Annotated in this window: 29 protein-coding genes and 3 pseudogenes; 5 read left to right on the top strand and 27 right to left on the bottom strand. The window is 30.5% G+C overall.

The annotated features are described in order from the left end of the window. Positions 1–58: 58 nt before the first annotated feature. The 11 genes and pseudogenes from NMU03_RS14685 to NMU03_RS14735 all read right to left on the bottom strand — a co-directional run bounded on the left by NMU03_RS14685 (position 59) and on the right by NMU03_RS14735 (position 8,596). On the bottom strand, positions 59–499 hold the full coding sequence (locus NMU03_RS14685) for a metallophosphoesterase family protein (RefSeq protein WP_290139431.1): 441 nt from the start codon (positions 497–499) through the stop codon (positions 59–61). A 34-nt stretch (positions 500–533) separates the two neighbouring features. Then, on the bottom strand, positions 534–1,418 hold the full coding sequence (locus tag NMU03_RS14690; RefSeq protein WP_290139433.1) for a GerMN domain-containing protein: 885 nt from the start codon (positions 1,416–1,418) through the stop codon (positions 534–536). A 74-nt stretch (positions 1,419–1,492) separates the two neighbouring features. After that, the gene (gene murI / locus NMU03_RS14695) at positions 1,493–2,278 is read right to left on the bottom strand and encodes a glutamate racemase (RefSeq protein WP_290139435.1); all 786 of its coding nucleotides are present in this window, start codon (positions 2,276–2,278) and stop codon (positions 1,493–1,495) included. Between the two features lie 2 nt (positions 2,279–2,280). Then, a complete protein-coding gene (locus NMU03_RS14700; protein ID WP_290139437.1) occupies positions 2,281–2,916 on the bottom strand; it encodes a M15 family metallopeptidase in 636 nt (211 codons plus the stop codon). A gap of 110 nt (positions 2,917–3,026) precedes the next feature. Next, positions 3,027–3,428, bottom strand: a complete 402-nt coding sequence (locus NMU03_RS14705) for a hypothetical protein (protein WP_290139438.1) — start codon at positions 3,426–3,428, stop codon at positions 3,027–3,029. A gap of 65 nt (positions 3,429–3,493) precedes the next feature. Next, a complete protein-coding gene (locus NMU03_RS14710) occupies positions 3,494–3,697 on the bottom strand; it encodes a helix-turn-helix domain-containing protein (RefSeq protein WP_290139439.1) in 204 nt (67 codons plus the stop codon). 33 nt (positions 3,698–3,730) lie between these two features. Next, a pseudogene (gene uvrC, locus NMU03_RS14715) lies at positions 3,731–5,505 on the bottom strand (excinuclease ABC subunit UvrC). Beyond that, complete coding sequence (locus tag NMU03_RS14720; RefSeq protein WP_290139441.1) at positions 5,505–6,167, bottom strand: Smr/MutS family protein; 663 nt, start codon at positions 6,165–6,167, stop codon at positions 5,505–5,507. The pseudogene uvrC and the gene NMU03_RS14720 overlap by 1 nt, the downstream one beginning before the upstream one ends. Next, the gene (locus tag NMU03_RS14725; RefSeq protein ID WP_290139442.1) at positions 6,152–7,549 is read right to left on the bottom strand and encodes an endonuclease MutS2; all 1,398 of its coding nucleotides are present in this window, start codon (positions 7,547–7,549) and stop codon (positions 6,152–6,154) included. Before NMU03_RS14725 ends, NMU03_RS14720 begins: the two co-directional genes overlap by 16 nt. A 14-nt stretch (positions 7,550–7,563) precedes the next feature. After that, entirely contained in the window at positions 7,564–7,812 is a 249-nt protein-coding gene (locus tag NMU03_RS14730) for a hypothetical protein (RefSeq protein ID WP_290139444.1), read from the bottom strand. A 4-nt stretch (positions 7,813–7,816) separates the two neighbouring features. Continuing rightward, positions 7,817–8,596 (bottom strand): CvpA family protein, encoded by a 780-nt coding sequence (locus NMU03_RS14735; RefSeq protein ID WP_290139446.1) that lies wholly within the window; start codon positions 8,594–8,596, stop codon positions 7,817–7,819. Positions 8,597–8,692: 96 nt separating this feature from the next. Between NMU03_RS14735 and NMU03_RS14740 the strand changes: the two genes are divergently transcribed. Both NMU03_RS14740 and NMU03_RS14745 read left to right on the top strand, forming a co-directional pair. Beyond that, positions 8,693–9,439 (top strand): DUF3378 domain-containing protein, encoded by a 747-nt coding sequence (locus NMU03_RS14740; protein ID WP_290139448.1) that lies wholly within the window; start codon positions 8,693–8,695, stop codon positions 9,437–9,439. 14 nt (positions 9,440–9,453) lie between these two features. Beyond that, positions 9,454–9,600: a hypothetical protein gene (locus tag NMU03_RS14745; RefSeq protein ID WP_290139449.1), complete on the top strand. Its 147-nt coding sequence runs from the start codon at positions 9,454–9,456 to the stop codon at positions 9,598–9,600. An 85-nt stretch (positions 9,601–9,685) separates the two neighbouring features. Here NMU03_RS14745 and NMU03_RS14750 read toward each other — a convergent pair whose 3' ends face one another. The 4 genes from NMU03_RS14750 to trhA (NMU03_RS14765) form a co-directional block, all read right to left on the bottom strand. Next, positions 9,686–10,150 carry a deoxycytidylate deaminase gene (locus NMU03_RS14750; RefSeq protein ID WP_290139451.1) on the bottom strand — a complete coding sequence of 155 codons (465 nt, stop codon included), beginning with the start codon at positions 10,148–10,150 and terminating at the stop codon, positions 9,686–9,688. A gap of 3 nt (positions 10,151–10,153) precedes the next feature. After that, positions 10,154–11,074, bottom strand: coding sequence for an RluA family pseudouridine synthase (locus tag NMU03_RS14755; protein WP_290139453.1), 921 nt, complete (start codon positions 11,072–11,074; stop codon positions 10,154–10,156). Next, positions 11,050–11,556: a signal peptidase II gene (gene lspA / locus NMU03_RS14760; RefSeq protein WP_290139454.1), complete on the bottom strand. Its 507-nt coding sequence runs from the start codon at positions 11,554–11,556 to the stop codon at positions 11,050–11,052. Before lspA ends, NMU03_RS14755 begins: the two co-directional genes overlap by 25 nt. A gap of 69 nt (positions 11,557–11,625) precedes the next feature. Further along, on the bottom strand, positions 11,626–12,276 hold the full coding sequence (gene trhA / locus NMU03_RS14765) for a PAQR family membrane homeostasis protein TrhA (protein WP_290139456.1): 651 nt from the start codon (positions 12,274–12,276) through the stop codon (positions 11,626–11,628). A gap of 230 nt (positions 12,277–12,506) precedes the next feature. Here trhA (NMU03_RS14765) and NMU03_RS14770 point away from each other — a divergent pair. Continuing rightward, positions 12,507–12,958, top strand: a pseudogene (locus NMU03_RS14770) (DUF1836 domain-containing protein). A 34-nt stretch (positions 12,959–12,992) separates the two neighbouring features. Here NMU03_RS14770 and trhA (NMU03_RS14775) read toward each other — a convergent pair. The 6 genes from trhA (NMU03_RS14775) to NMU03_RS14800 all read right to left on the bottom strand — a co-directional run bounded on the left by trhA (NMU03_RS14775) (position 12,993) and on the right by NMU03_RS14800 (position 16,779). Then, complete coding sequence (gene trhA / locus NMU03_RS14775; RefSeq protein ID WP_290139457.1) at positions 12,993–13,640, bottom strand: PAQR family membrane homeostasis protein TrhA; 648 nt, start codon at positions 13,638–13,640, stop codon at positions 12,993–12,995. Positions 13,641–13,678: 38 nt separating this feature from the next. Continuing rightward, a complete protein-coding gene (locus tag NMU03_RS14780; RefSeq protein WP_290139459.1) occupies positions 13,679–14,725 on the bottom strand; it encodes a MutS-related protein in 1,047 nt (348 codons plus the stop codon). A gap of 77 nt (positions 14,726–14,802) precedes the next feature. Further along, positions 14,803–15,120 carry a hypothetical protein gene (locus NMU03_RS14785; RefSeq protein ID WP_290139460.1) on the bottom strand — a complete coding sequence of 106 codons (318 nt, stop codon included), beginning with the start codon at positions 15,118–15,120 and terminating at the stop codon, positions 14,803–14,805. Further along, positions 15,105–15,410, bottom strand: a complete 306-nt coding sequence (locus tag NMU03_RS14790; protein ID WP_290139462.1) for a hypothetical protein — start codon at positions 15,408–15,410, stop codon at positions 15,105–15,107. The genes NMU03_RS14785 and NMU03_RS14790 overlap by 16 nt, the downstream gene beginning before the upstream one ends. Then, positions 15,407–15,889, bottom strand: coding sequence for a GNAT family N-acetyltransferase (locus tag NMU03_RS14795; protein ID WP_290139464.1), 483 nt, complete (start codon positions 15,887–15,889; stop codon positions 15,407–15,409). The genes NMU03_RS14790 and NMU03_RS14795 overlap by 4 nt, the downstream gene beginning before the upstream one ends. Before the next feature lie 38 nt (positions 15,890–15,927). Continuing rightward, a complete protein-coding gene (locus NMU03_RS14800; RefSeq protein WP_290139466.1) occupies positions 15,928–16,779 on the bottom strand; it encodes an undecaprenyl-diphosphate phosphatase in 852 nt (283 codons plus the stop codon). 358 nt (positions 16,780–17,137) lie between these two features. Here NMU03_RS14800 and NMU03_RS14805 point away from each other — a divergent pair, with 358 nt between their 5' ends. Together NMU03_RS14805 and NMU03_RS14810 are read left to right on the top strand one after the other, a co-directional pair. After that, on the top strand, positions 17,138–17,389 hold the full coding sequence (locus tag NMU03_RS14805; RefSeq protein WP_290139467.1) for a hypothetical protein: 252 nt from the start codon (positions 17,138–17,140) through the stop codon (positions 17,387–17,389). A gap of 160 nt (positions 17,390–17,549) precedes the next feature. Next, on the top strand, positions 17,550–17,921 hold the full coding sequence (locus NMU03_RS14810; RefSeq protein ID WP_290139469.1) for a hypothetical protein: 372 nt from the start codon (positions 17,550–17,552) through the stop codon (positions 17,919–17,921). A 31-nt stretch (positions 17,922–17,952) separates the two neighbouring features. Here NMU03_RS14810 and NMU03_RS14815 read toward each other — a convergent pair whose 3' ends face one another. The 6 genes and pseudogenes from NMU03_RS14815 to lon form a co-directional block, all read right to left on the bottom strand. After that, positions 17,953–18,858 (bottom strand): hypothetical protein, encoded by a 906-nt coding sequence (locus NMU03_RS14815; protein ID WP_290139471.1) that lies wholly within the window; start codon positions 18,856–18,858, stop codon positions 17,953–17,955. Further along, on the bottom strand, positions 18,855–19,478 hold the full coding sequence (locus tag NMU03_RS14820; RefSeq protein ID WP_290139473.1) for a LysM peptidoglycan-binding domain-containing protein: 624 nt from the start codon (positions 19,476–19,478) through the stop codon (positions 18,855–18,857). Before NMU03_RS14820 ends, NMU03_RS14815 begins: the two co-directional genes overlap by 4 nt. A 147-nt stretch (positions 19,479–19,625) precedes the next feature. Beyond that, complete coding sequence (locus NMU03_RS14825) at positions 19,626–19,928, bottom strand: PTS sugar transporter subunit IIB (RefSeq protein WP_290139475.1); 303 nt, start codon at positions 19,926–19,928, stop codon at positions 19,626–19,628. Between the two features lie 98 nt (positions 19,929–20,026). Then, on the bottom strand, positions 20,027–20,281 hold the full coding sequence (locus NMU03_RS14830; protein WP_290139477.1) for a DUF3781 domain-containing protein: 255 nt from the start codon (positions 20,279–20,281) through the stop codon (positions 20,027–20,029). A 34-nt stretch (positions 20,282–20,315) separates the two neighbouring features. Further along, the gene (gene yihA, locus NMU03_RS14835) at positions 20,316–20,918 is read right to left on the bottom strand and encodes a ribosome biogenesis GTP-binding protein YihA/YsxC (RefSeq protein WP_290139479.1); all 603 of its coding nucleotides are present in this window, start codon (positions 20,916–20,918) and stop codon (positions 20,316–20,318) included. A gap of 42 nt (positions 20,919–20,960) precedes the next feature. Beyond that, a pseudogene (gene lon / locus NMU03_RS14840) lies at positions 20,961–23,287 on the bottom strand (endopeptidase La). Positions 23,288–23,304: the final 17 nt, after the last annotated feature.

Genomic DNA, 23,304 nt, shown 5'->3' on the forward strand with positions numbered 1-23,304 from the left:
AATATTTATCACACAAAAAAAGATACATTTTATTTGTGTATCTCTTTAAGACAAAAATCTAATTTTCCAGCATCAATAAACAAAACAGCGTAACTTCTTGCACTACCCCTCGTGGTAAAGTTGTAGAGCCTGGATTGATATAATAAAATGATCCATCTTTTTCAAACATAGGCATATGTGTATGTCCTGAAATTAATACTTGGCATTCATTTCTTGTAAGTAAATCATTCATCGCTAATTCTCTATTAAAGTAGCCAAAATATTGTCCATGAGTAATTAAAATAGGTACACCCTCTACATTTAACTTTGCCTCCTTAGGCAAATTTAATGACCAGTCATTATTTCCTTTGACACAAATAAACCCTTCTAATACTCTTACATCATAGGCTTCACTATCCCCACAATGAATATAATAATCAGCTCTAGGCTCCTGCTGTTTTACATACTCAATCATAGATTGATCTCCATGATTATCTGACATAATTACAATTTTTTTCATCTTCATCACCTGAACACTATTATACCAAAAATTTTCACATTTTAATATAATTATAATGAATTTGTGATGTTTCTTGACTTCTTACATTTTCGCTATTAATCAATAATTCTACATCTTCTACCCCATCCAATGACTTTAATGATAAAATGATTAATTCTTCTAACGTACGATCGATTGTTTCATTATCCAATAAGACATTATCATCTAGTTCCAATGTTAAAACTTGGTCTTTAAGCGATGCCTTCAATAAATGTATTTTACTATTAATATGACTTAAAATGGTTTGAACTTGTTCATTTAAATCATCATTTTCATTTATCCTTAATGTTGTTGGAACATAATAAAGATAATCAGCTATAGTTTTTTCCTGATAAATCATGACAGGTATACTTTGATGTAAAAAAGTAGAAGCTTCTTCAAAATTATTAAGCCCTAACTTTTTTGTAAGATGGTTTAAAGGAATCGTACTATTAGGCAAATGACTCACTTCTTTTCCATCAATTTGTAAGTTTAATTGTTCAACTTCATCATAATCAGTCAAAACATATGTCAATGCCTCTAATATATTTAAAGCATCTTGATTAGAATAAAGATTATCATTAAAACTTACTGTTAAAGTTTGATCGTTAAGTTCAATAGATTGAATTTCTAATTGAGGATCAATCACTGGGTATAAACCATATGTCTGCAATTGAGAAGACTGCATCAAATCAATTTTATTTCTAATATCAGTTTCCATTTCCATTTGATTATGCACATTCAAACTCACTGGCACTAAATCATGATCCTGATCTTGAAAGATAACAGTTTGTATATATGTTTCTTTCAAGTCCTGAGATTCATCATTTTTCAAATATGCCAATGAAACAAAAGTTAAACAAACAATAAATATAGCTATGATTACAATCTTCTTATTCATGTTTCCACCTCATCATAAGATATGTACATGATATAAAATTATGACAAAACAAAAAAAGATTCATGACGAATCTTTTATAAATCAAGATGCTCAACAGATAAATTTTGAAAATCAAAAAAGCCTTGAGATGATTGAAAGAAAACTTGAGGTTGTCCAGTCGTATAGATTTTAATATTTCCAGCTGTTAATTGCGTATTCTCCATTTGATGATTTTTTAAATATGAAGCCACTTCATGACATATTGAAGCACTACTTGAAATATAATCAATATCTTTAAGAACATCCTGAATTTGTTTAAGTAAAACAGGATAATGTGTACACCCTAAAATAATAGCATCAACTTTCTTTTGATAATCTAATAAATATTGGCGAATTAAATCATGAACACCTGCTTTGTATTCACCAGATTCAATCACTGGAACGAGTTGTGGTGTTGCAAGTTCATGCACAGTTATATCAGGATTATATTGTAATATCATTTGACGATATTTATGAGATTGAATCGTAGCATTTGTTGCAATCACTAAAACGCTTTGATGATGACGAGCCAAAAACTCATGAACAGTTGAATGGATGACACCAACTATAGGTATATCTGGATAAGATTGCTGTAATTCTTCTAAAACATTCGCACTTGTTGTATTACAAGCCAAAACAATCATCTTTACATTTTGACTTACAAAATAATCACAAATCTTACGAGTGTACTCTAAAAGCTGTGTCTTTGTTTTATCGCCATAAGGACAATGTGCATTATCACCAATATAAATCATATTTTCCTGAGGACATTGTTGACGCATATAGTCTAAAACGGTCAATCCTCCTACTCCGGAATCAAAAACACCTATGGGATTATTCATATTTACTCTCCTTCATTTTGTAATTGATATTCTTCTAATGTTAACTCAGAATCATGTAAAGATTTTGCTAGAGATTTTCCTACATACCTATAGATATGAGCATCATAAGCATGATTTGTTATAGAGGCTTTACGCTGTGGATATCTTAAAATAAAACCATATTCATAAGCATGTTCTTCTAGCCATTGAGACATCTCAGTATTCGTAAACTGTTGGTAAGGCAATTCAGTCTGTGTCACGACAATAGTTAAACCTAACTGACTTTCATTATAGCCCACTTCATCTTCAGCCAATGTCTGAGGTGCCTGATAAGCACCGCGCAACAAGAAACCTTTATACTCTTGACTCAAATCATTGTATAGTTTTAAAAGGGCATTATAAGCATCCTTTTGTAAATACATTGTATAATTAATTCTAGGAATATCTTGCACAAGAAGTAATTCTTTAGGTTCATATTGTCCAATATAGTTTTGAGCATTAACCAAAGTATCTAATTCATAAGGATTAAAAACAATGTTTACATCAGCCGGTAATGAAACAGTTAATAAATTCATTAACGTCTCTTGATTATAGGCTTGTGTCAACATTTGCATAATCTGACTGATTTGTTGTAAATCTTGATAACCTCTAGCCTGCAAGTTTAAAATGTATTGTTCACTATCTTGAACAAAGGAATAATCATGTTCTTGATATAATGTTTTAACAGAAACATAAACATCAATATAATCAAAATTAAAATTCTCTGTATTTAAAAAGCTTCTTCTAAGGCATTATGTACTAATATTTTTGCCTGATCATAGGCTTGTTGATGGTAAAGATAGGCTAAGCGTGTGGATAGCGAATTACCAGTTTCTAATATATCCTCAATCTTGTTATAACGATTTGTTCCTTTTAATAAATTATAATATTGATAATTAACCAATTGAAAATCATCATATTCAATATAATCAATAAATAAATCAAGAGATACTTGATTATCTATTAAATATTCCTGTTCATCATCACTTAAATATTTTTCAATCAAAGCACGATTATCATTATTTACACCATTAACACGATAGAATTTATCAAAGTGTAAATTAACAACATAAAAAGAACAACCAAATAAAATAATAATTACAAGAAATAAGTGCCATGTTTTTAATTTCATGCCATCACCCTTTCTCGACTATTATAATACATATCTTATGATTTTTAAAGAAAAGAAATTGATTTCTAATAATCAATTTCTTTCATTTTCATCAATTCCAAAACTGCTTGAATACGTGATTCCACTCCCAACTTTTGAATCACATTTGAAATATGATTGCGTACAGTCTTTTCACTAATATATAATTTTTTAGCTATATCTTTTGTTGTATAAGATTGTATTAAGAGTGTAAAAATCTCTTTTTCACGTTTTGTTAATAAGGAATGCATCATATCCCTCCCACATTAATATATGAGAGAAGTTTAAGAGCTGTGCTCATTTGTATGTAAAGATTCAAAAAGTTCTTTAGCTACCTTTTCTGGCAATACTTCCATTAATTGTTCTAAGGTTGCTTCTTTCATACGTTTGACACTTTTAAAATGATATAATAATTGTTGCTTACGTTTTGGCCCAATGCCTTCTATATCATCCAAAGTTGAAGCAAATAAAGATTTTGAACGAACGTTTTTATGAAAACTAATCGCATAACGATGAACTTCATCTTGCATGCGTGTCAATAAGAAAAAGAGTTCACTTTTAGGATGAATGGAAATAGGATGACCTTCTCCATCCAACAACATGGCTGTTGAGTGTTTATCATCTTTAGCTAAGCCATATACAGGTATATTCATTGCTAAGGACTCGATAACCTCCTTAGCTACATGAATTTGTCCAAGTCCACCATCCACAATAATCATGTCAGGAGGTGTAAGATTTTCCATTAAAACACGATAATAACGACGATAAATCACTTCACGCATACTACCATAATCATCAGGACCATCAACCGTTTTAATTTTAAATTTACGATAATCTTTTTTGAAGGCACACCATCTTTAAAACAAACCATTCCAGCCACAGCATAAGCACCTTGAATATTAGAGTTATCAAACAACTCAATAACATATGGTGGATGATCCATATGCAATAATTCTCCTAATTGCTTAATAGCACCTAAAGTCGCAGCCTCATTTTTTTCCATTAACTGAAATTTCTTTTCTAAAGATTCTTTCGCATTTTCAATAGCCATTTGAACAAGTGAGGCTTTATTACCCTTTTGAGGTTTTAATATTTTACATTCAATAATTTGTGAAACCAAATCAATATCCATATCCAAAGGTACAAGTATTTCTTTCGGTAATGTATTATTTTGATAAAATGAAACCATAAATTGTTGTAAGCTTTCTTGGACTTGTTCTTCAATTGGAATCAAATTCAAATCACGTGATAATAACTTTCCACTACGCATAAAAAACAATTGAATACTTAAATATCCATGATCAACATAATAACCCAATATATCACGATCAATCTGATCATTGAATTGAACATGTTGCTTTGCTGTGACATAACGAATATGTGAAATTAAATCACGATATTCTTTCGCTTGTTCAAAATTTAATTGTTCACTGGCTTGCATCATTTTTTCCGTTAACTCATTGACTTTATCTTTAATATCGCCATTTAAAAGTTTAGTAATTGATTTTTTGATATCATTATAAACATTTTCATCAACATCTTGAATGCATGGAGCCAAACATTGACCCAAAGAATAATAAAGACAAGGCTTTTTGGGAATATGATTGCATTTACGTAAAGGATACAGACGATTCAGCAATTTATAAGTTTCTCTTGCTGCTGTCGCATCAGGAAATGGTCCAAAATGCTTTGCTTTTCTTTCTTTTGCATGGCGAACAATTCTTAATCTTGGATGTGTTTCATTTGTCATTTGAATATAGAGATAATATGTATTATCCATAAACATAATATTATATTGTGGAGAATAGTCTTTAATTAAATTAATTTCCAATAATAAAGCTTCTTTTTCACTATCTGTCACAATATATTCAAAATCTTCAATTTCACTCACCAATTTTGTTGTTTTGTAATTATGCGCACCAACAAAATAAGAATGAACACGATTTTTTAATTTTTTTGCTTTTCCAACATAAATCACTTTTCCCTCTTTATTTTTCATAAGATAACATCCTGGCGAAGATGGCAATAAAGAGAGTTTATTTTTAATCAAATCATTCATTATTCAAAATACACCAATGTTGCACCTAATCCGCCTTCATTAGGTCCACCATCTCGATAGGACACAACTTGTTTGTTTTTTTCCAAAAGTTTTCTTACGCCTTTACGAAGTACTCCTGTACCCATTCCATGAATAATACGAACATGGGGATATCCTAAAACCAAAGCATCATCTAAAAACTTATCAACCATTGCCATGGCTTCTTCATATCTTTTCCCAATAATATTAAGTTCATATGTTCCCGTTTTAGAAACAGTTGATTTTTTAATTTTTGCTTTCTCAACTTTTTTAATCTTCGTTTTGGGATGTAAATAAAACACTTCATCTTCATGTAATTTAACATTCAATCCAGATAAAGACACCATAATCGTATGATTCTTTAATATTTCAACAATGTCCCCTTCTCTATTCATTTTGATCACACGAACATGATCACCAACTTGTAAATGATGTTCCTGTTTATGAACAACTTCCTGCTCAATATATTTTAAATGATCTAAATCATGCTTTGTTTGAAGTAATTCATGTTGTTTCATTGTTGATTGTTTGACTGTGTCTAAAATTTCTTGTACTTGAACTTTTGCTTTTTCAACAATTTCATTTGCTTCATTTTTAGCTTTTTGAAGCATTTGATCTTTTTGATGATCTAATTGATGTAACATTTTTTCATATTTTTTTGTAAATGCGTTGCCTCTTCCATCATCTTTTGCATATCTTTTTCTTGTTGTTCTAAAAGTTCTTCTTTTCCCTGTAGAACTTCCATTAATTTTTCATGTTCACTCATGGATGCATCTTTGATTTGTCTTGCTTTTTGAACAATGTTTTTATCCAAACCTAAAAGTTGTGCAATTTCAATCGCATAAGATTGTCCAACACTATCTAATTTCAAATGATACGTTGGTTGCATAGCCTCTAAATCAAAAGCCACAGACGCCATTAAAATTTGGTCATGCTCACTAGCAAATGTCTTTAAGCGACCATAATGTGTTGAAGTCAACACAAAAGAATGTAAATCAATAAATCGTGACAATATCGCCTCTGCTAAACTTTCTCCTTCTTGTGGATCTGTTCCTGAACCAATCTCATCTAAAATAACTAAACTTGAAGATGAGGCATGATTAAGGATATCAATAATTTTCATCATATGACTAGAGAAAGTAGAAAGAGATTGTTCAATCGATTGTTCATCACCTAAATCTACATAAATTTGATCAAACAAAGGAATGGTCGCTTCACGAGCCGGTACTGGCAAACCACATAATGCCATAAAAGAAAGCAGTCCAGCTGTTTTTAAAGTCACAGTTTTCCCACCTGTATTACTTCCCGTAATTAATAAAACACGATGTTTATTTAAAATTATATCATTTGCAACAACCTTTTCTTGATCAATACAAGGATGTCTGGCTTCTAAAAGAACAAGCTGACTTCCATTTTTTTGAACAACTGGACTAACACAATGATATAGAACACCAAACTGCGCTTTTGCAAAAATAAAATCCAATTCCGTTAATAATTCTAAATTAAAATGAAAATGATAGTAATGATTTTTAACAAGTTGTGAAAGCTGATATAAAATACGTTCTATTTCTTCTTTTTCCTGCGATTCAAATAAACTGATTTGATTATTCATTCCAACTACTTCAGCTGGTTCAATATAAATCGTCTGCCCTGTTGCACTTTGAGCATGAATGAGACCTTGAATTTGATTTTTATGATGAGATTGCACTGGCAAAACAAGACGATTATTACGTGTTGTCATTTGATTAATAGACAAATAATCATGACTTTCTTTTACAAGATGATCCATCTTTGTTCGCATCTGAGCTTGAAGATTTTTAATTTGACGACGAATATGGGCTAACTGTGGACTCGCATGATCATTGATATTTCCATCTAAAGCAATACATCTTATGATTTCTTCTAACAAGTAAGGTTGTGGAACTAAACCATCACAAAGTTCTTGAAGATAATGTAAAGTCATTTCACTATGATGAAAATAATTTTGAACATGAACAACACATTCAAGATGAGCTTGAATACGCAATAATTCCTCTCCTGTTAAAGCACCATCACGATTTGCTTTTTTAAACTCAATGAAATATCACTTAAACCACCCAAGGGAATACGACCTTGACGTTCAATAAACTGCATACCTTCTTCAACTTTATTTAAAGCCTCTTGAAGATCATCTTCATCATCAAACATCTCTAATGTTTGGATTTTCTCTTTTCCTAATGACGAAGCACAGAAATGAATCAATTGGTCTTGAATGCGATTCATTTCTAATGTTTCATAGATTGTTTTCATCAAATCACTCCTTTATCTGAGATATAAAATCTTGAATTTGTTGTTTAGAATATTGTGAATTTTCAAGTAATGCTTGCAATTGTTCTAATTGAGAAGGACTTAATTCAATAGATTGTAAATCATTTTGATTCAAAATATTTTCCTCAAATATCTTTAAAGCATCTTCATGATTAATCAACCCCGATTGTAAAGCCTGTAATGTTAATCTTGTGAGCATATCTTGAGAATAACCTTCCATACTTTGATTCTGTTTGAATAGACTTGTCATATCCAGCACCGATTGACTTACATCAGGAATAAAATTCACGATTGTATGTGCAATATATGATTTTTCTATCATTTGTCTCCCTTGGTCAAAGAAAGGAATAAACAAAAAAACCAAGACAAGATAGATTGTGAAAAAACCTTCTAAAACATGTATGATTAAACCAAGTATACTATCTACAAAAGAAGTCGTTTCAAAGGAATGCATGAATCCTTTTAAAACTGGTTTTACAAATAAGCCAATAATTTTTTTAATAATCATAAGTCCAATAAATAATAAAAGTCCAACCAATAAGCGATTAATCATAGAACCAACCATTGATGCAATATAATCCGTCGCATCATAAGGATAAACCATCCATAGCGAAGCTAATGGTTCACTTAACCAATATACTAAAAACAAAACCAATAGAAAACTTGCAATATCATAAAGCTGTCCAACAAAGCCTTTTTTATAGCCAATTATCGCAGTTATTATTAAAAATACGACACAAATGATATCTATAATTAAAAAATTCAAGAAAAACCCTCCTTATAAACGCCGATATTATAACATTTGAAAAATGTTCTGTCAAAATTCACAAAATTATGTTAAAATAATAATGAGGTGATTAACGTGGAGCCAATTATACTAAAAGTTGAAGAAAATACATTGGAAAAAATGAAAAAATATTATGATAGTCAAATGGTTCCAGTTGATGACACAGACCTTGTATTTAAAGCCCATGCTATTGGTTGCGAAATTATCGCAAAAGATAATCAAACTGTTGAGTTTTCAGGTTCTAATGCTTATCAAGAGGCCAAACATTGGTCTAAGAAGATTGCCAAGAAATTAGCCAATATGACAACAGACATAGAAGATGTTTTCCCATATCATCATATTGGATGTGCTGAAACCGGCTCAACTGATTATTTAGGTCCAATATGTGTTGTATCTTGCTATGTTCAAGAAAAAGATATAGAACTATTAAAAGAATTGAATATTGATGATATAACAGCTTTAAGTAATCGTGAAATTATTCAATGTGCTAAACTTATAAAAGATAAACTTGTTTATAGTTTATTAATTTTAGATAATTCACATTATAATAAAATGGTTAATGATGGTTTTAATCAGGCTAATATTAAATCTAAACTCTACAATCAGGCAACTGTCAATGTCATGCAAAAAGTGAAACAAAATGTAAAAGTAAAAGTTATTAATCAATTTGTTTCTCCAAAAACATATTTTAATTATCTGAAAAACGAAGTTATTGTTGTCAAAGACTTAATGTTTGTCACTGAGGCTGAAAAAAATACATGGCAGTGTTGGCAGCTGAAATTTTATCACGATATGCCTATTTACAATATTTTGCCAATATGACGAAAAGTTTAAAAATGAATTTGATGCGTGGGACAAGTTCACAAGTTGATGTTGTTGCTGCAAAAATTGCATCAAAATATGGTCAAAACATTTTAACAAAAGTCGTAAAACTGAATTTTACAAATACAAAACGAGTCAAAGCCCTATTGAAAGAACAGTAAGAATGGATTAACCATTCTTTTTTTATTATAGACAAAGTCCGTTTAAGATATAAAAAAAGCTATTTACGAAATAGCTTTATCTTCTCTATTTGATGTCAATATCAAATGGAGACATTTTTTGATAAACGACACCAGCTGCATCAAGCATACGTTTAGCAGCACGATCACTTGGTGTATCATTATATTTATCATCTTCATATATAATTTTTTGAATACCACTTTGAATAATGGCTTTCACACATTCATGACATGGAAATAATGAGACATAAATACGACATCCTTTTAAATTTTGAATACTGTTTAAAATAGCATTCAATTCGGCATGAACAACATATGGGTATTTTGTATCATACATGTCCCCTTCACGACTATCCCAGGGAAATTCAGTATCTTCACATCCCCAAGGTAATCCATTATAACCGACACCAACAATTTTATTTTCTTCATTTACAATACATGCTCCAACTTGCGTATTAGGATCTTTAGAACGATAAGCTGATAACTTGGCAATTCCCATAAAATATTGATCCCAGCTAATTACTTTTGGCATTTTTTAACCCTCCATTTCTTGTCGTAACTGTGTTAATTTTTCTAAAAAATAATCTGGTAATTCACTTTCAAAATACATTTCTTCCTGTGTTCTTGGGTGAACAAATCCTAAGATTTTCGCATGAAGATATTGTCCATGTGATGTATCATCACGTCTTAATCCATACTGTGGATCCCCATAAACAGGATGTCCAATATATTGCATATGCACACGAATTTGATGTGTACGTCCAGTTTCTAGACGACATTCTACTAGACTCATATTCTTAAAACGTTCAATTACCTTAAAATTTGTAATTGCTTCTTTAGCATTTTTATCCGTACATGTCATTTTTTGACGGTCACGTGGATCTCTTCCAATGGGTGCTTCAATGCGTCCATATTCATGAGGAATTAAACCATGTACTAAAGCCAGATAACGTCTGATAACTGTATGTTCCTGCAATTGTTCACTTAAACTTTGGTGTGCTAAATCATTTTTAGCAACCATTAATAAACCACTGGTTTCCTTATCAATACGATGAACGATACCTGGACGCATCACTCCATTGATACCAGATAAATCTTGACAATGATATAATAAGGCATTAACCAATGTTCCTGAATAAATACCTGCTGAAGGATGAACAATCATCCCACTTGGCTTATTGACCACAATAACATCGCCATCTTCATAAACGATATCTAAAGGAATATCTTCAGGTAAAATATCAGTATTTTCAGGCTCTGGTATAAAAACTTCACACACATCTTCTGTTTCAACTTTATAACTAGATTTAATCTTTTGTCCATTGACTTGAACATGTTCTTGGCGAATCAACTGCTGAATTTGTGTCCTAGACATATTGTCTAAATAAATCATTAATAACTTATCAATTCTTTGACCATGTTCATTTTCATTTACTGTGATTTTGACAGTTTCCATGCTTTATACTCCTCTATACTTATTTCTAAAATAATCAAAGCCATACCAATGGTAATAGCCATATCTGCAACATTGAAAACAGGAAAATTATATCCAAAAATAATAAAATCAATAAAATCTCTTACATAACCAAAAACAACACGATCAATTAAGTTTCCAATCAGTCCACCAAAAACCAAAATCAAACCAAAACGTGTTAATTTTTGATAAGGTTCACATTTGATAAAATAATAAACAATTCCTACACTTGCCACTAAGGCAACAATAAAAAACAAACTCATTTTACCAGATAACATGCCCCATGCAGCTCCAGTATTATGAACATAAGTAAAATAAAAGAAATTATCAATAATGGAATAACTAGCTCCTAATGACAATGTATGATTGACAATAATCTTCGTGACTTGATCACCTATCACAATAACTAGAAACGTGATAATGTATAAGATTAAAGCCTGATATGTTAATTTTAATTTTTTCATCCTTTATCACCATCCCTATTATAAGCAAAATTGCAACATAAAGCAAAGAAAAAAGCATGGATATGCTTTTTATAGAATAAAAATAACAATTGCTAAATAATGAAAGACAGAACCCATGATCACAAAGATATGAAAAAGTTCATGAAAACCAAAATCTTTTGTGAAATTTGGTTTTTTAAAAATATAAATAAATGCCCCAATGGAATAAGCAATCCCACCACACGCTATCAACATGAAACAAGGCATTGTAATGCATTGAAATGATTGAAAATCAAATACAATAGACCATCCTAAAATCAAATATATTGCTGTCGCAATCGCACGTGGAGCATTTAGCCAACAAATCTTTAAAACAATACCTAAAATCGCTACACTCCATAAAATTGCTAAAAAATAATAAGCATGAGGCACAGGCATACATGACATAACAACAGGTGTATAAGTTCCTACAATCAAAACATAAATCATAGAATGATCAAGTTTTCTTAACATTGTCTTGACCTTATCACTTCCACTAAAGTAATGATAAATTGAACTCGCACTATACAAGGCAATTAATGATAGTCCAAAAACAATAGCTGCCCATAATATAGATGGTGACGTTTCCTTTTGAATACCAATAAAAATCATAATTAATAAACCTATCAATGAAAGACAAGCGCCTATAAAATGCGTTTCACTACTAATTGGATCCATAGCTTTTCTAAACAATTTATTCATAATGTCCACTCCTTTATATATAGTATTGAATACTATTTTATATATTTATTATATTTTATTTTGCTCATTTGTCAACGAGATATTGTCATTTTATATAAATTATTGTATATTATTTATGAGGTGATCTTATGAATAATGAAAAACTAGATACGATTTTAAATCAAATTGAAAATATGAGTCATTTAAAATCAGAAGAAATACCTTCTTTAGATTTATATATGGATCAAATTATGACTTTATTCGATGTTAATCTTGCTGATAATAAACGTCATGAAGATGATAAATTATTAACGAAAACAATGATTAACAATTATTCTAAAGAAGGATTACTTAAACCTATTAAAGGAAAAAATATTCTAAAAATCATATTTTACAGATGTTATTGATTTATTCTTTAAAAAATACAATTTCTATTCAAGAAATCAAAAAAATATTACAACCATTTCATGATCATATGGAAGAAATTGAACCAATATATAATGATTATCTTCAAATTACAGAAGAATTATTTCATGATGTAACACTTTCTACTGAAAAGCTTATTGAAAAATATCAGATGAATTTAGATGATTCTCATCATCTGGTTTTATTACTATTGTTGATTTGTTCATTAAGCAATCAGTATAAAATGATTGCAGAAAGAATGCTAGATACTTTTTATTGTGAAGATGAAGAAAAATAAACCCATAGTGAGCGTAAAACTCTATTATGGGTTTTTACATAAGAAAAACGATCGCAATAAAATGGAAAATACTAGCACAATTGATGAAAAGATGCCAAATAAAATGAAAGAACTTTTTATGTTTGGCATAGAAAAAAACACCTACTGAATACATGACACCACCAAGCACAATGAAAAATAAAAACCAAAACGATGAATGGATAAGAAATGGAATAAAGATAATAGCAATCCATCCCATGACTAGATAAATCGTTGTTGATAAAACTGGAAATGATCTTTTAGAAATAGCTTTCAATAATATACCAGCTAAAACTGCAGACCATTGAATAACCAAAATGATGATACCTACCCACCCTTTGACAACACATAAAGCAACTGGTGTATAACTACCTGCAATTGCTAGATAAATACAAATATGATCCAGTTTTCTAAATACATATTTTTGCTTCGAATCATAGGCCATGCTGTGATAAATGGTAGATATCAAAAACATTAAAAATAAACAAATGATAAAAATTGAAACCCCAACACTACGAACAACTCCGCCTTTGATATATGAATAGACAGATACAAATGGCAAAACAAATAAGCACAATATGGCCATAACACCATGACTGATGGCATTCCCTACTTCTTCACCAAAGGTTAATTTAAACATGTCTTTCATTGTTTTTTCTTTCATACATATCACTCCCCTTTAATCAATAATTCCTACTTGTTTCAATAAAAATTGTCCATTGCTTGACTGTGATATTCCTTTTTTATCTTATAATCAAAATATATGTGTTCATCCTGATAGTATTCATCAAAATGATAATTCTGTTTTTTGAGTTGTCCAAGTTCTAAATCGTGCGTTGTTAAAAAGGTATAGGCATACGGTAAAGATAATTTTTCAATGGTTGCTTTTGCACCAGCAATTCGATCTAATGAATTGGTTCCTTTAAAAATTTCATCAATCAAACAAATCATGGGTTGATGATTTTTAGAAAACGTAATCATAGCTTTAATACGCAACAATTCACCATAAAAAGTAGAGACACCTTCTTCAACATTATCTTTAATACGCATAGATGTCATAATATGCATAGGTGTACATGTCATTGACTTGGCAAAAACAAATCCTCCAGCATATGCTAAAACAAGATTCAAACCAATACTACGCATAAATGTTGTTTTTCCAGACATATTTGAACCGGTAATTACACATAAAGGCTCATTCATTGAAAAATCATTACCGACAACTTGCTGTGGAGCAATGAGTGGATGTCGTAAATCTTCAAAATCAAGTACTTTTTGATCTTGAATATGTGGTAATACAACATCAAATTGGTCAATCTTTAGTACTGATAAACTCATTAAAGATTCAAATTTTGCTAAAACATCAAACCACTCAGGTACAATTTCTTGATATTGTTTTAACCAATGAGCATATTGAAAATGAATATAAAAATCAAATAAACCTAACCCATTTAAAACAATAAAAGCAAAAATATTATGACGATAAATGACTTTTTGAGAAATTCTGGAAAGTTGGCGAATCGCCAAAACAACATCTTCTTGTTTAATAAGTTGTTGTTGTAAATTTTTTAAATAATCTGAAGTAAAGGAGTTATTCACAATTTGTGCATAACTATGTGCATAACTCTCTAATCCTGTGGATAAGTAAGAAATAGGTTCAAATATTTTTTGATGTTTTCCATAAAATAGAAAAGCTAAACAAAGCTGAAATACTACTCCTATTTCTAATATCACTTGACTATAAGGCATAAACCAATGAAAACAAACACCAAGAAGACTCAGGCATATAACCACTGGTAAAATAAAAATTAACGGGGAAATAGACGTTATTGATAGTGTTTGAAGACTCTCAAGCCAATGGTCAATTCCATTCTTTTTTGATGCGGAATAAGTAAGCCAGATGTTTCTAATTGAACAACAAACTCAGGCATATTCGCAAGTTCTTGAACGGCTTTTTGACGTTTTTTCATATTTTCATAGGTCTGATCTAAAATTAAATCTTTCGCCAATTGTTTCTTCCCTTTAGATGTAAACGCAACGCATATCATCTGATACAAAGAATTCTTTCCTAAAATATCTAAGTCAAGACTTTTATAATCATGTTCTTCTAAAAATTCATCACCACATTCTAAAAATCTTTCCATTCATCCTTTTGACGCTGAAGATGTTTGAAATAAGTCTGTAATAATGCTTGTATATAAATATCTTGTTTTTTATAATCACTATGTTTTTTCACAATAATAACAAAGAGAACTAGGCTTATTCCTGATAAAACATAACATCCATTTATCCAAAAATACCCTAACAGTAAAAATATAATCATCAAGCTAAACAATAGAAAACGCATCATAGCTAAAACATTACAGCGTTGATGAATGTGAATACTTTCATTTTTTGTTGTTTCATATTTTGTTTGAAAATCAATTGTACTCATAAAATCTCCTTTGTCTGTTTTTCAAATATTACAACTTCTTCATGACCCGAATATGAACGTGCTATTTCTTGAAAACCCATCGCCTGCCAAAAGGTTATACCATTTTTATTTTGAACCAGACACGCTAACTGGATGGTATAGTCTTGATATTGTTGACATAATTTTGAAATAATTCTTTTTCCATAATGTTGCTGCCATAAACTTTCTTCTACTAGAAACAAACCAATCCATAAATAATGTGAGTCATGTTGCATCGAAAAACGATAGCCTAATATATAATCAAGATAGGCAACCATTTGATTATGTTCATAAATTTTATAATGATAATGCTGCTTTTCATCAAAGCCAGCAGGTCCAAGCATATCTTCTTGAATAGATTGATAAGTGATTTCTTGTGGAATCAATGAAAAATAAGTTTTTTGACGTAAATAAAACTGATAAAGTTCTTCATCACATTGTTTAATCAATTGATATTTCATATAATCCTCCCAAAAGAAAAAACACGATAGACATCGTGTTATCCTAAAAATAGAAAATATAATAAAACAATAATACCTAAAACAATACGATACCATCCAAACACTTTAAAATCATGTTTTTTAATATAATCCATTAAAAATTTAATTACAAAAATTGAAACAATAAAGGCAACAACCATACCAACAAGTAAGATAATTACTTCTTGTGTTGTAAATGCAAAACCAAACTTAACAATCTTCAACAAAGAAGCTCCAAACATAACAGGGATGGCTAAAAAGAATGTAAACTCTGCCGCAACTGTTCTTGAAACGCCTAATAATAATGCTCCTACAATTGTTGCTCCTGAACGTGAAGTACCAGGGAATATTGCCGCTATTAATTGAAAGACTCCAATGAGTAAAGCTGTTTGAATTGTAATATTGCGTAAAGAATGAATACGACTACGCTGATGTGCATTACGATTTTCAATGACAATAAAGGCAATACCAAACACTATCAATGAAATTGCAACTGTTTGATAATTATAGAAGATTGCTTCTAACTGTTCATCAAAAAGTATTCCTACGACTGCAGCTGGTATACAAGCCACAAGGATTTTAATCCACAAGACAATCTTATCTATTTTGACATAAGACAAGATACCATCTTTTGCTAGAGGATAATGATTATCCTTTTTACCAAACGGAAAGAAATCATTCCAAAACAAAATGACAACTGCTAGGATTGCTCCAAGTTGGATTACAACTTGAAACATACTATAAAATTCTGGTGTAACATCTAATTTAATAAACTCATCCAATAAAATCATATGTCCAGTACTGCTGATAGGCAACCATTCTGTAATTCCTTCAACAATTCCAAACAATATCGCTTTTAATATTTCAATCATTTTTAAACCTCCTGATTGATTTTCTATACTTGTATTACTATATATGAAATCTTTACTTTTGTATATGTTTTTTTTAAAATTTATGAAAATTACGTACTTTTTTTATAATTTTATACTCTTATTTATACTTATTTCAGTTATTAAACATAAATATCCAAAAGCCCTTGATATTTTAACTTTTGGATATTTTTATGAACATTTTGATATACTGAACTTTCGAAAATCTTTTTTTATTATTGTTAATAAATAATCTCTAAAAGTTTTTATCTCATCTCTATTAAGTGTTATTGACAAATAATTGTCCGTAATACCTTCATTCCAAAAGGCCATCGCTTCCGTCGATGATGCTACCGGTGAGGTGGTTGGGGCTTGTTTTGATCATCAGGAAACATTAAATGGCTATTATCATGTCTTTTATCAAATTCTCACTAACTATGGAATCCCTGCCATGTTCTATACTGATCGCCGCACTGTGTTTGAATATAAAAGAAAAACAACGCCTTTGATGACGAAGACACCTTTACACAGTTTTCCTATGCCTGTCATAATCTTGGCGTTGATATTAAAACAACGAGCATTGCTCAAGCCAAAGGCAGAATCGAACGATTGAATCAGACCTTTCAATCAAGATTGCCTGTCGAGCTTAAACGTGCTCATATCAAAGATATAGAGTCAGCCAATGAATTTTTAAACTCCTACCTAAAAAATTCAATGACAGATTTGCTCTACACCTCAATAGTACCAAATCGGTCTTTGAAAAGCAACCATCAATGGAAAAAATTAATTCTACACTGGCTGTTCTTTCGCCAGGGAAGATTGATTCTGGTCACTGCATCAGATACAAGAATAAGTTCTATATACCCGTTTCTGATAGAGGAGTGCCATACTATCTGAAAAAGAAAACAGACTGCATGGTCATCGAGTCATTTGATGGTGAGCTATATGTCAATGTATTGGACGAACTATTCATCATGAAGGAGATACCACAGCATGAAAGGCATTCCAGGGAGTTTGATGGCAAAATCAAAGAAAGAAAGCCAAAAAAGCAATATATTCCTCCAATGGAACATCCTTGGAGAAATGATGACTTTCTTGGCTTTCTGGCAAGACAGAAGCATCGTACAAACGGTGCTAATATTTAACTTTTTAGGACATTTTCAAAATTGCTTGACATTATAACTGAGCTATAAAGTTATGAATAGAATCTAAATAATATAATAAACGTGATAGTTTAATAATATTGTCAATTTCATCATGTTCTAATTGTATAACCGGTACAATATTCATCAAACAACATAAAAGTAATTTTTCTTCTTCACGTAAGGCAAATTTTTTTAAATAAGATTGACTTAAACAATCTAAATCAAACAGAATATCTGGTATTTTTTGATACATATCAAATATATCATAAATTGGCAAATCCATTTCCAGATAATCTAATGAAATCAGACATTTCGCTTTTAATGAAATATGTTGATAATCAAAGTTTTTATAAGTGATACATATACGTATAGAACGACATTCTTTAATACAGCTCATATACTGTGATAAATACTGTCCAGCCAAACAAAGAGCATCATGTATACGATAATAATTCATGACTAGCATCCATTGACTGGGTGAACGATAGACTTCATTTTCATAATTTTCTATCATTTTTTCATAATATCTCATGCGCTCATGAATCACTTTTAAAACATCTTTTTCAAGCGTTTGGAAATATTGCTGATTTACTTTCATATCATAAAAACTATGGCTATGCAAATAAGCTAATGTTTCAAAATAAAATTGAATTTTCATTTCCTTTAAGTGATGTGAACCACTTTCAATAAAAGGCATTAAATAAATATACTGTCGCTGATACAACGTTAAATACTCATGGTGGTTATTAGGTATAATATGAACAAAACATGATAAACTTAATGTTTCTATTGAGTCATACATATTTTGTAAAGATTTCTGTGATGTGATTTTTGCCACATAATAACCTTCTTGACACTTTAGCTTAAAAACATGACTACTGAGCTTTATTTCTCCAATAACATGAAATCCATAGTTTTTTAAAATAACTTCTTTCATATCACATAAGGTATAATAACGATTGTTCCTGGTGTTAAAGAACGTTCATGATTATACGTTTTTAATGCATATTCATCCATTCGATAATGTCTGGCAATGGTTTCATAACTATCACCATCTTGTACAACATAAAAATAATATGTGCCTAAATCCTCATCAATATCATCAATATCCTGTACTACAACTTCTTCTGGTTTTGTTTCTTGTTCTATCACCTGTTGTTTAACAGCAGTTTTTTCATTTTGAACAACATCTGTAATCTTTTCTTCTTCACGCAATAACTTTTCAATTTCTTCAGCCGGATCCATACTTTCCCTTTGTTCAATTGTATCAACAACTCGATCTTCATCATCTAAAACACCATATACATATGCTTGTATAACAAGTGATAAATCTCCATCAACAAGATGATAATCAAAATCTTCTACTTTGACATGAAAATCTCTTTTATCCGTAATTTTTTCAAACAAAGCAAAAATATCCAAATCTATTGTTTCATGAAACTGATGTTTTTCTTGAGTATCCTTGTACTCACCATTAATCATAATACTTCCAATGGCTCTCATTCCATTTGTTTCCATCTTATAACGAATAGATTCATCAACAGATATAGAAATCAACTCATGAAGTTGATGATTTAAATCAACCTTTTTTTAAAATATATCTTTTGCATACAATCCCTCCTAACAAACTGTATGCTTTTATCGAAAGAATATGAGTATAAAAATCTTATCTCAACAAAAAAGTAGAACTGAGAAGTCTACTTTCTACTTTTGGATTAGCTGAATTGCCTGTTTTAAAACAGATTTTCCATTCATCATTCCATAATCTTTCATATCTATATGCGCAACTGGTATTCCAGGTGCTTCAGATTCAATTTTACGTTGTGCATAACGAACTTGAGGACCTAATAAAATCACATCTGCCTTATCAGCATTTGCTTTCACTTCATTTGCTCCAACTGCCCAAATTTCAGCATCAATCCCTTGTTCAGCTGCTGCCTTAAGCATTTTTTCAACCAATAAACTTGTTGACATACCAGAAGCACAACATAACATAATATGTACCATCTTTTTCCCTCCTTGAAAATCATTATACATAAAATTTTGCCATTTGTTAAGAAATTTTCTTATACATGATATGAGCTCAATATGAATCAGATGATTTTTTAACGAGTTTTTATTAAATGAGCTGTAATAATTGTATAGCTATGTGCGTTAACAGTGATTTTGATATTGTCTAATTCACAATACCAGTTTTTCCCTTGTTTATAAATTTGACAATCTTTATTTAAAATTATCTTTTTACAGTAATCAACAACATCATCATTCGTTAATTTCAAATTTCTTATAATTCTTTCTTGCCCCAACTTTGTTGTATGTAATTGTTCAATATGAGTGAATAAAATATCTGGATTATCCATGTAAATTCTCCTTAGTCATAATAGAATATTTCCATTACTTATCCGTTGGTAAGTGACAAAGTTTTAAGATGTCTTGCCATAGCTCTTCAATACCTACTTTATTTAAACTTGAAAAACGAACAAACATATCTCCTTTTTGAAAATCTAAAGTTTCTTTAATACGCTTTTCATTTTTATTTAAATCATTGCGTTTTAATTTATCTTCTTTGGTTGCTACAACAATAACTGGAATTTGATAATATTTTGCATATTGATACATTTGAATATCATCATGAGTTGGTTTATGACGATAATCAACAATCAAAATCAAGCCTCTCATTAATTCTCGATCTCTTAAGTATGTATCAATCATATCAGCAAAGCTTTCTTTTATCGCATCGCTGACTTTTGCATAACCATAACCTGGCACATCAACTAAACAGATTTCATCGTTAATATTAAAGAAATTTAATGTACGTGTTTTACCAGGTGTTCCAGATACTTTGGCTAATTTTTGATGGTTTGTTAATGTATTAATTAAACTTGATTTCCCAACATTACTACGACCAGCCAAACAAATCTCAGGTAATTGATGATTTGGCCATTGTGATTTCCAAGCCGCACAAAGTAGAAATTGGGCTTTATTGACCTTATACATATTTTCTCCTTTCAAAAAAAGCTACTGAATAAATCAGCAGCTTTATTGTTTCACTAAAGCATTTTCTAAAACAGTATCAATGTTATCTGCTAATATAATATTTAAGTCTTTTTGGACTGACTGTGGAATGTCTTCAATATCTTTTTCATTATCCTTAGGAATAATAATTGTACGAATACCACTACGATGAGCAGAAATTGATTTTTCTTTAAGACCACCAATTGGTAAAACTTGACCTCTTAAAGTGATTTCCCCAGTCATAGCAACATCATCACGAACTGGACGATTGCTAAAAGCTGATAAAATTGCAGTTGTAAGAGTCACTCCAGCACTTGGACCATCTTTCTTTACAGCACCTTCAGGAACATGAATATGAATATCCTGTTTATCAAAAGCTACATTTTCTAAGCCGTATTTTTGAGAATTAGCTTTCATATAGTCCAAAGCTATAGATGCAGATTCTTTCATAACATCACCAAGCTGTCCAGTAATAATAAATTTACCACTTCCGGCAAAATGATTGACCTCAATTGGTAAAATATCTCCACCATATTGGGTATAGGCCATTCCTGTTACAACACCAACTTGTGGTTTATCCATTTTCTTTGTATGTTCAAATGGAGCTTTACCTAAGTACTCTTCTAAATCTGATACATTTAATGAAAGTACTAATGATGGATCTTTTAAAATCTTTAATACAGCTTTACGACAGATTTTCGCAATTAATCTTTCTAACTGTCTCACACCTGCTTCTCTCGTATAATGACGAATCACAAACATCAATGTTTCATCTGTTATTTGTAATTGTTCAGATTTCAAACCATGCGCTTCAAGTTCTTTTTTAACAAATGTCTTTTTGCAATTTCTAATTTTTCTTGTTCAGTATATGAAGAAATTTCAATAATTTCAAGACGATCTCTCAATGGTCCCGGAATACTTCCAAGATCATTAGCTGTTGCAATAAATAAGACTTTTGATAAATCATATGGTTCTTCTAAATAGTTATCAGAGAAAAATTGATTTTGTTCTGGATCAAGAACTTCAAGCATCGCACTTGTTGGATCACCTTTATAATCACTTGACATTTTGTCAATTTCATCCAATAAGAAGACAGGATTAATAACACCTGCTTTTTTCATACCTTGAATGATACGCCCTGGCATAGAACCAAGATATGTGCGACGATGTCCTCTGATTTCTGCTTCATCTTTAACACCACCTAATGAAGCTTTTACAAACTTTCTACCCAACGCTCTCGCGATTGATTTAGAAATAGAAGTTTTTCCAACTCCTGGTGGACCAACTAAACAGATAATTGGAGCATTTAATGATTGTGTCATTTGTTTAACTGCCAAATGTTCAACAATTCTTTCTTTAGGTTTTTCTAACCCAAAATGATCTTCATCTAAAATTCTTTCTACTTCATTAATATCTTGAGTATCTTCTGTTTCTTGATACCAAGGTGTTTTCATGACCCAATCAATATATGTTCTCACAACATTGGCTTCTGATGAAGCCGCTGGCATCATATCATAACGCTTTAATTCCTCTTCAACCTTATCTTTAATATGTTGTGGATATGGTTTTGATTGGATTTCTTCACGAATATAATCTGTATCATCTTCTTTGTTTGGAGTATCACCAAGTTCTTCTTTAATAGCACGAAGTTTTTCTCTTAAATAATACTCTTTTTGATTTTCATCAATGCTTTCTTTTACTTTAATGTTGATTTTTTCTTCAATTTCATTAATTGTTTTTTCTTCTTCCATGCTGGCAAGCACTAATAAAAGACGTTTATTAATATCACACTCAGCTAAAAGTTGTTGTTTTGTTTTTAACTCTACATTGATGTATTGCCCAATTGTATCAGCTAATGCACTGGCACTCATTCCTTGAGATAAGCTGGCAAAAACTTCACGTGGGAAAACTTGAAGATTTTTATGCATTGTTTGCATCTGATCAGTAATTTTTCTTACTAACGCAATTTCTTCTGTACGATCTCCATGAATATCTTCAAGATATTTTGTTTTCGCAAAAAGACAACCATTTCTTTCTTCAAGATTTAAGATTTCAATTCTTTTTTGACCTTCAACAGTCAATTTAATTGTGCCATGGTTATCTCTTTTAATTCTTCTTTTGATTTTACACAATGTTCCATAGTGGTAAACATGATCAAAATCAGTATTTTCATCAAGTGGATTCTTTTGTGAAATAAAAACCACATTTTCATCAAATTCATTAACACTTAATTCTATCGCCTTAAGACTAAAACTTCTTCCTACATCTAAAGAAATTTCATGTGATGGAAAAACAACCATCCCTCTGGTACAAATGACAGGTAAATCAACGACAATATCTAATTCATCCATAATTTCATGACCTCCTT

It is taken from the genome of Allocoprobacillus halotolerans, from assembly GCF_024399475.1.
Lineage (GTDB): Bacteria > Bacillota_I > Bacilli_A > Erysipelotrichales > Coprobacillaceae > Allocoprobacillus > Allocoprobacillus halotolerans.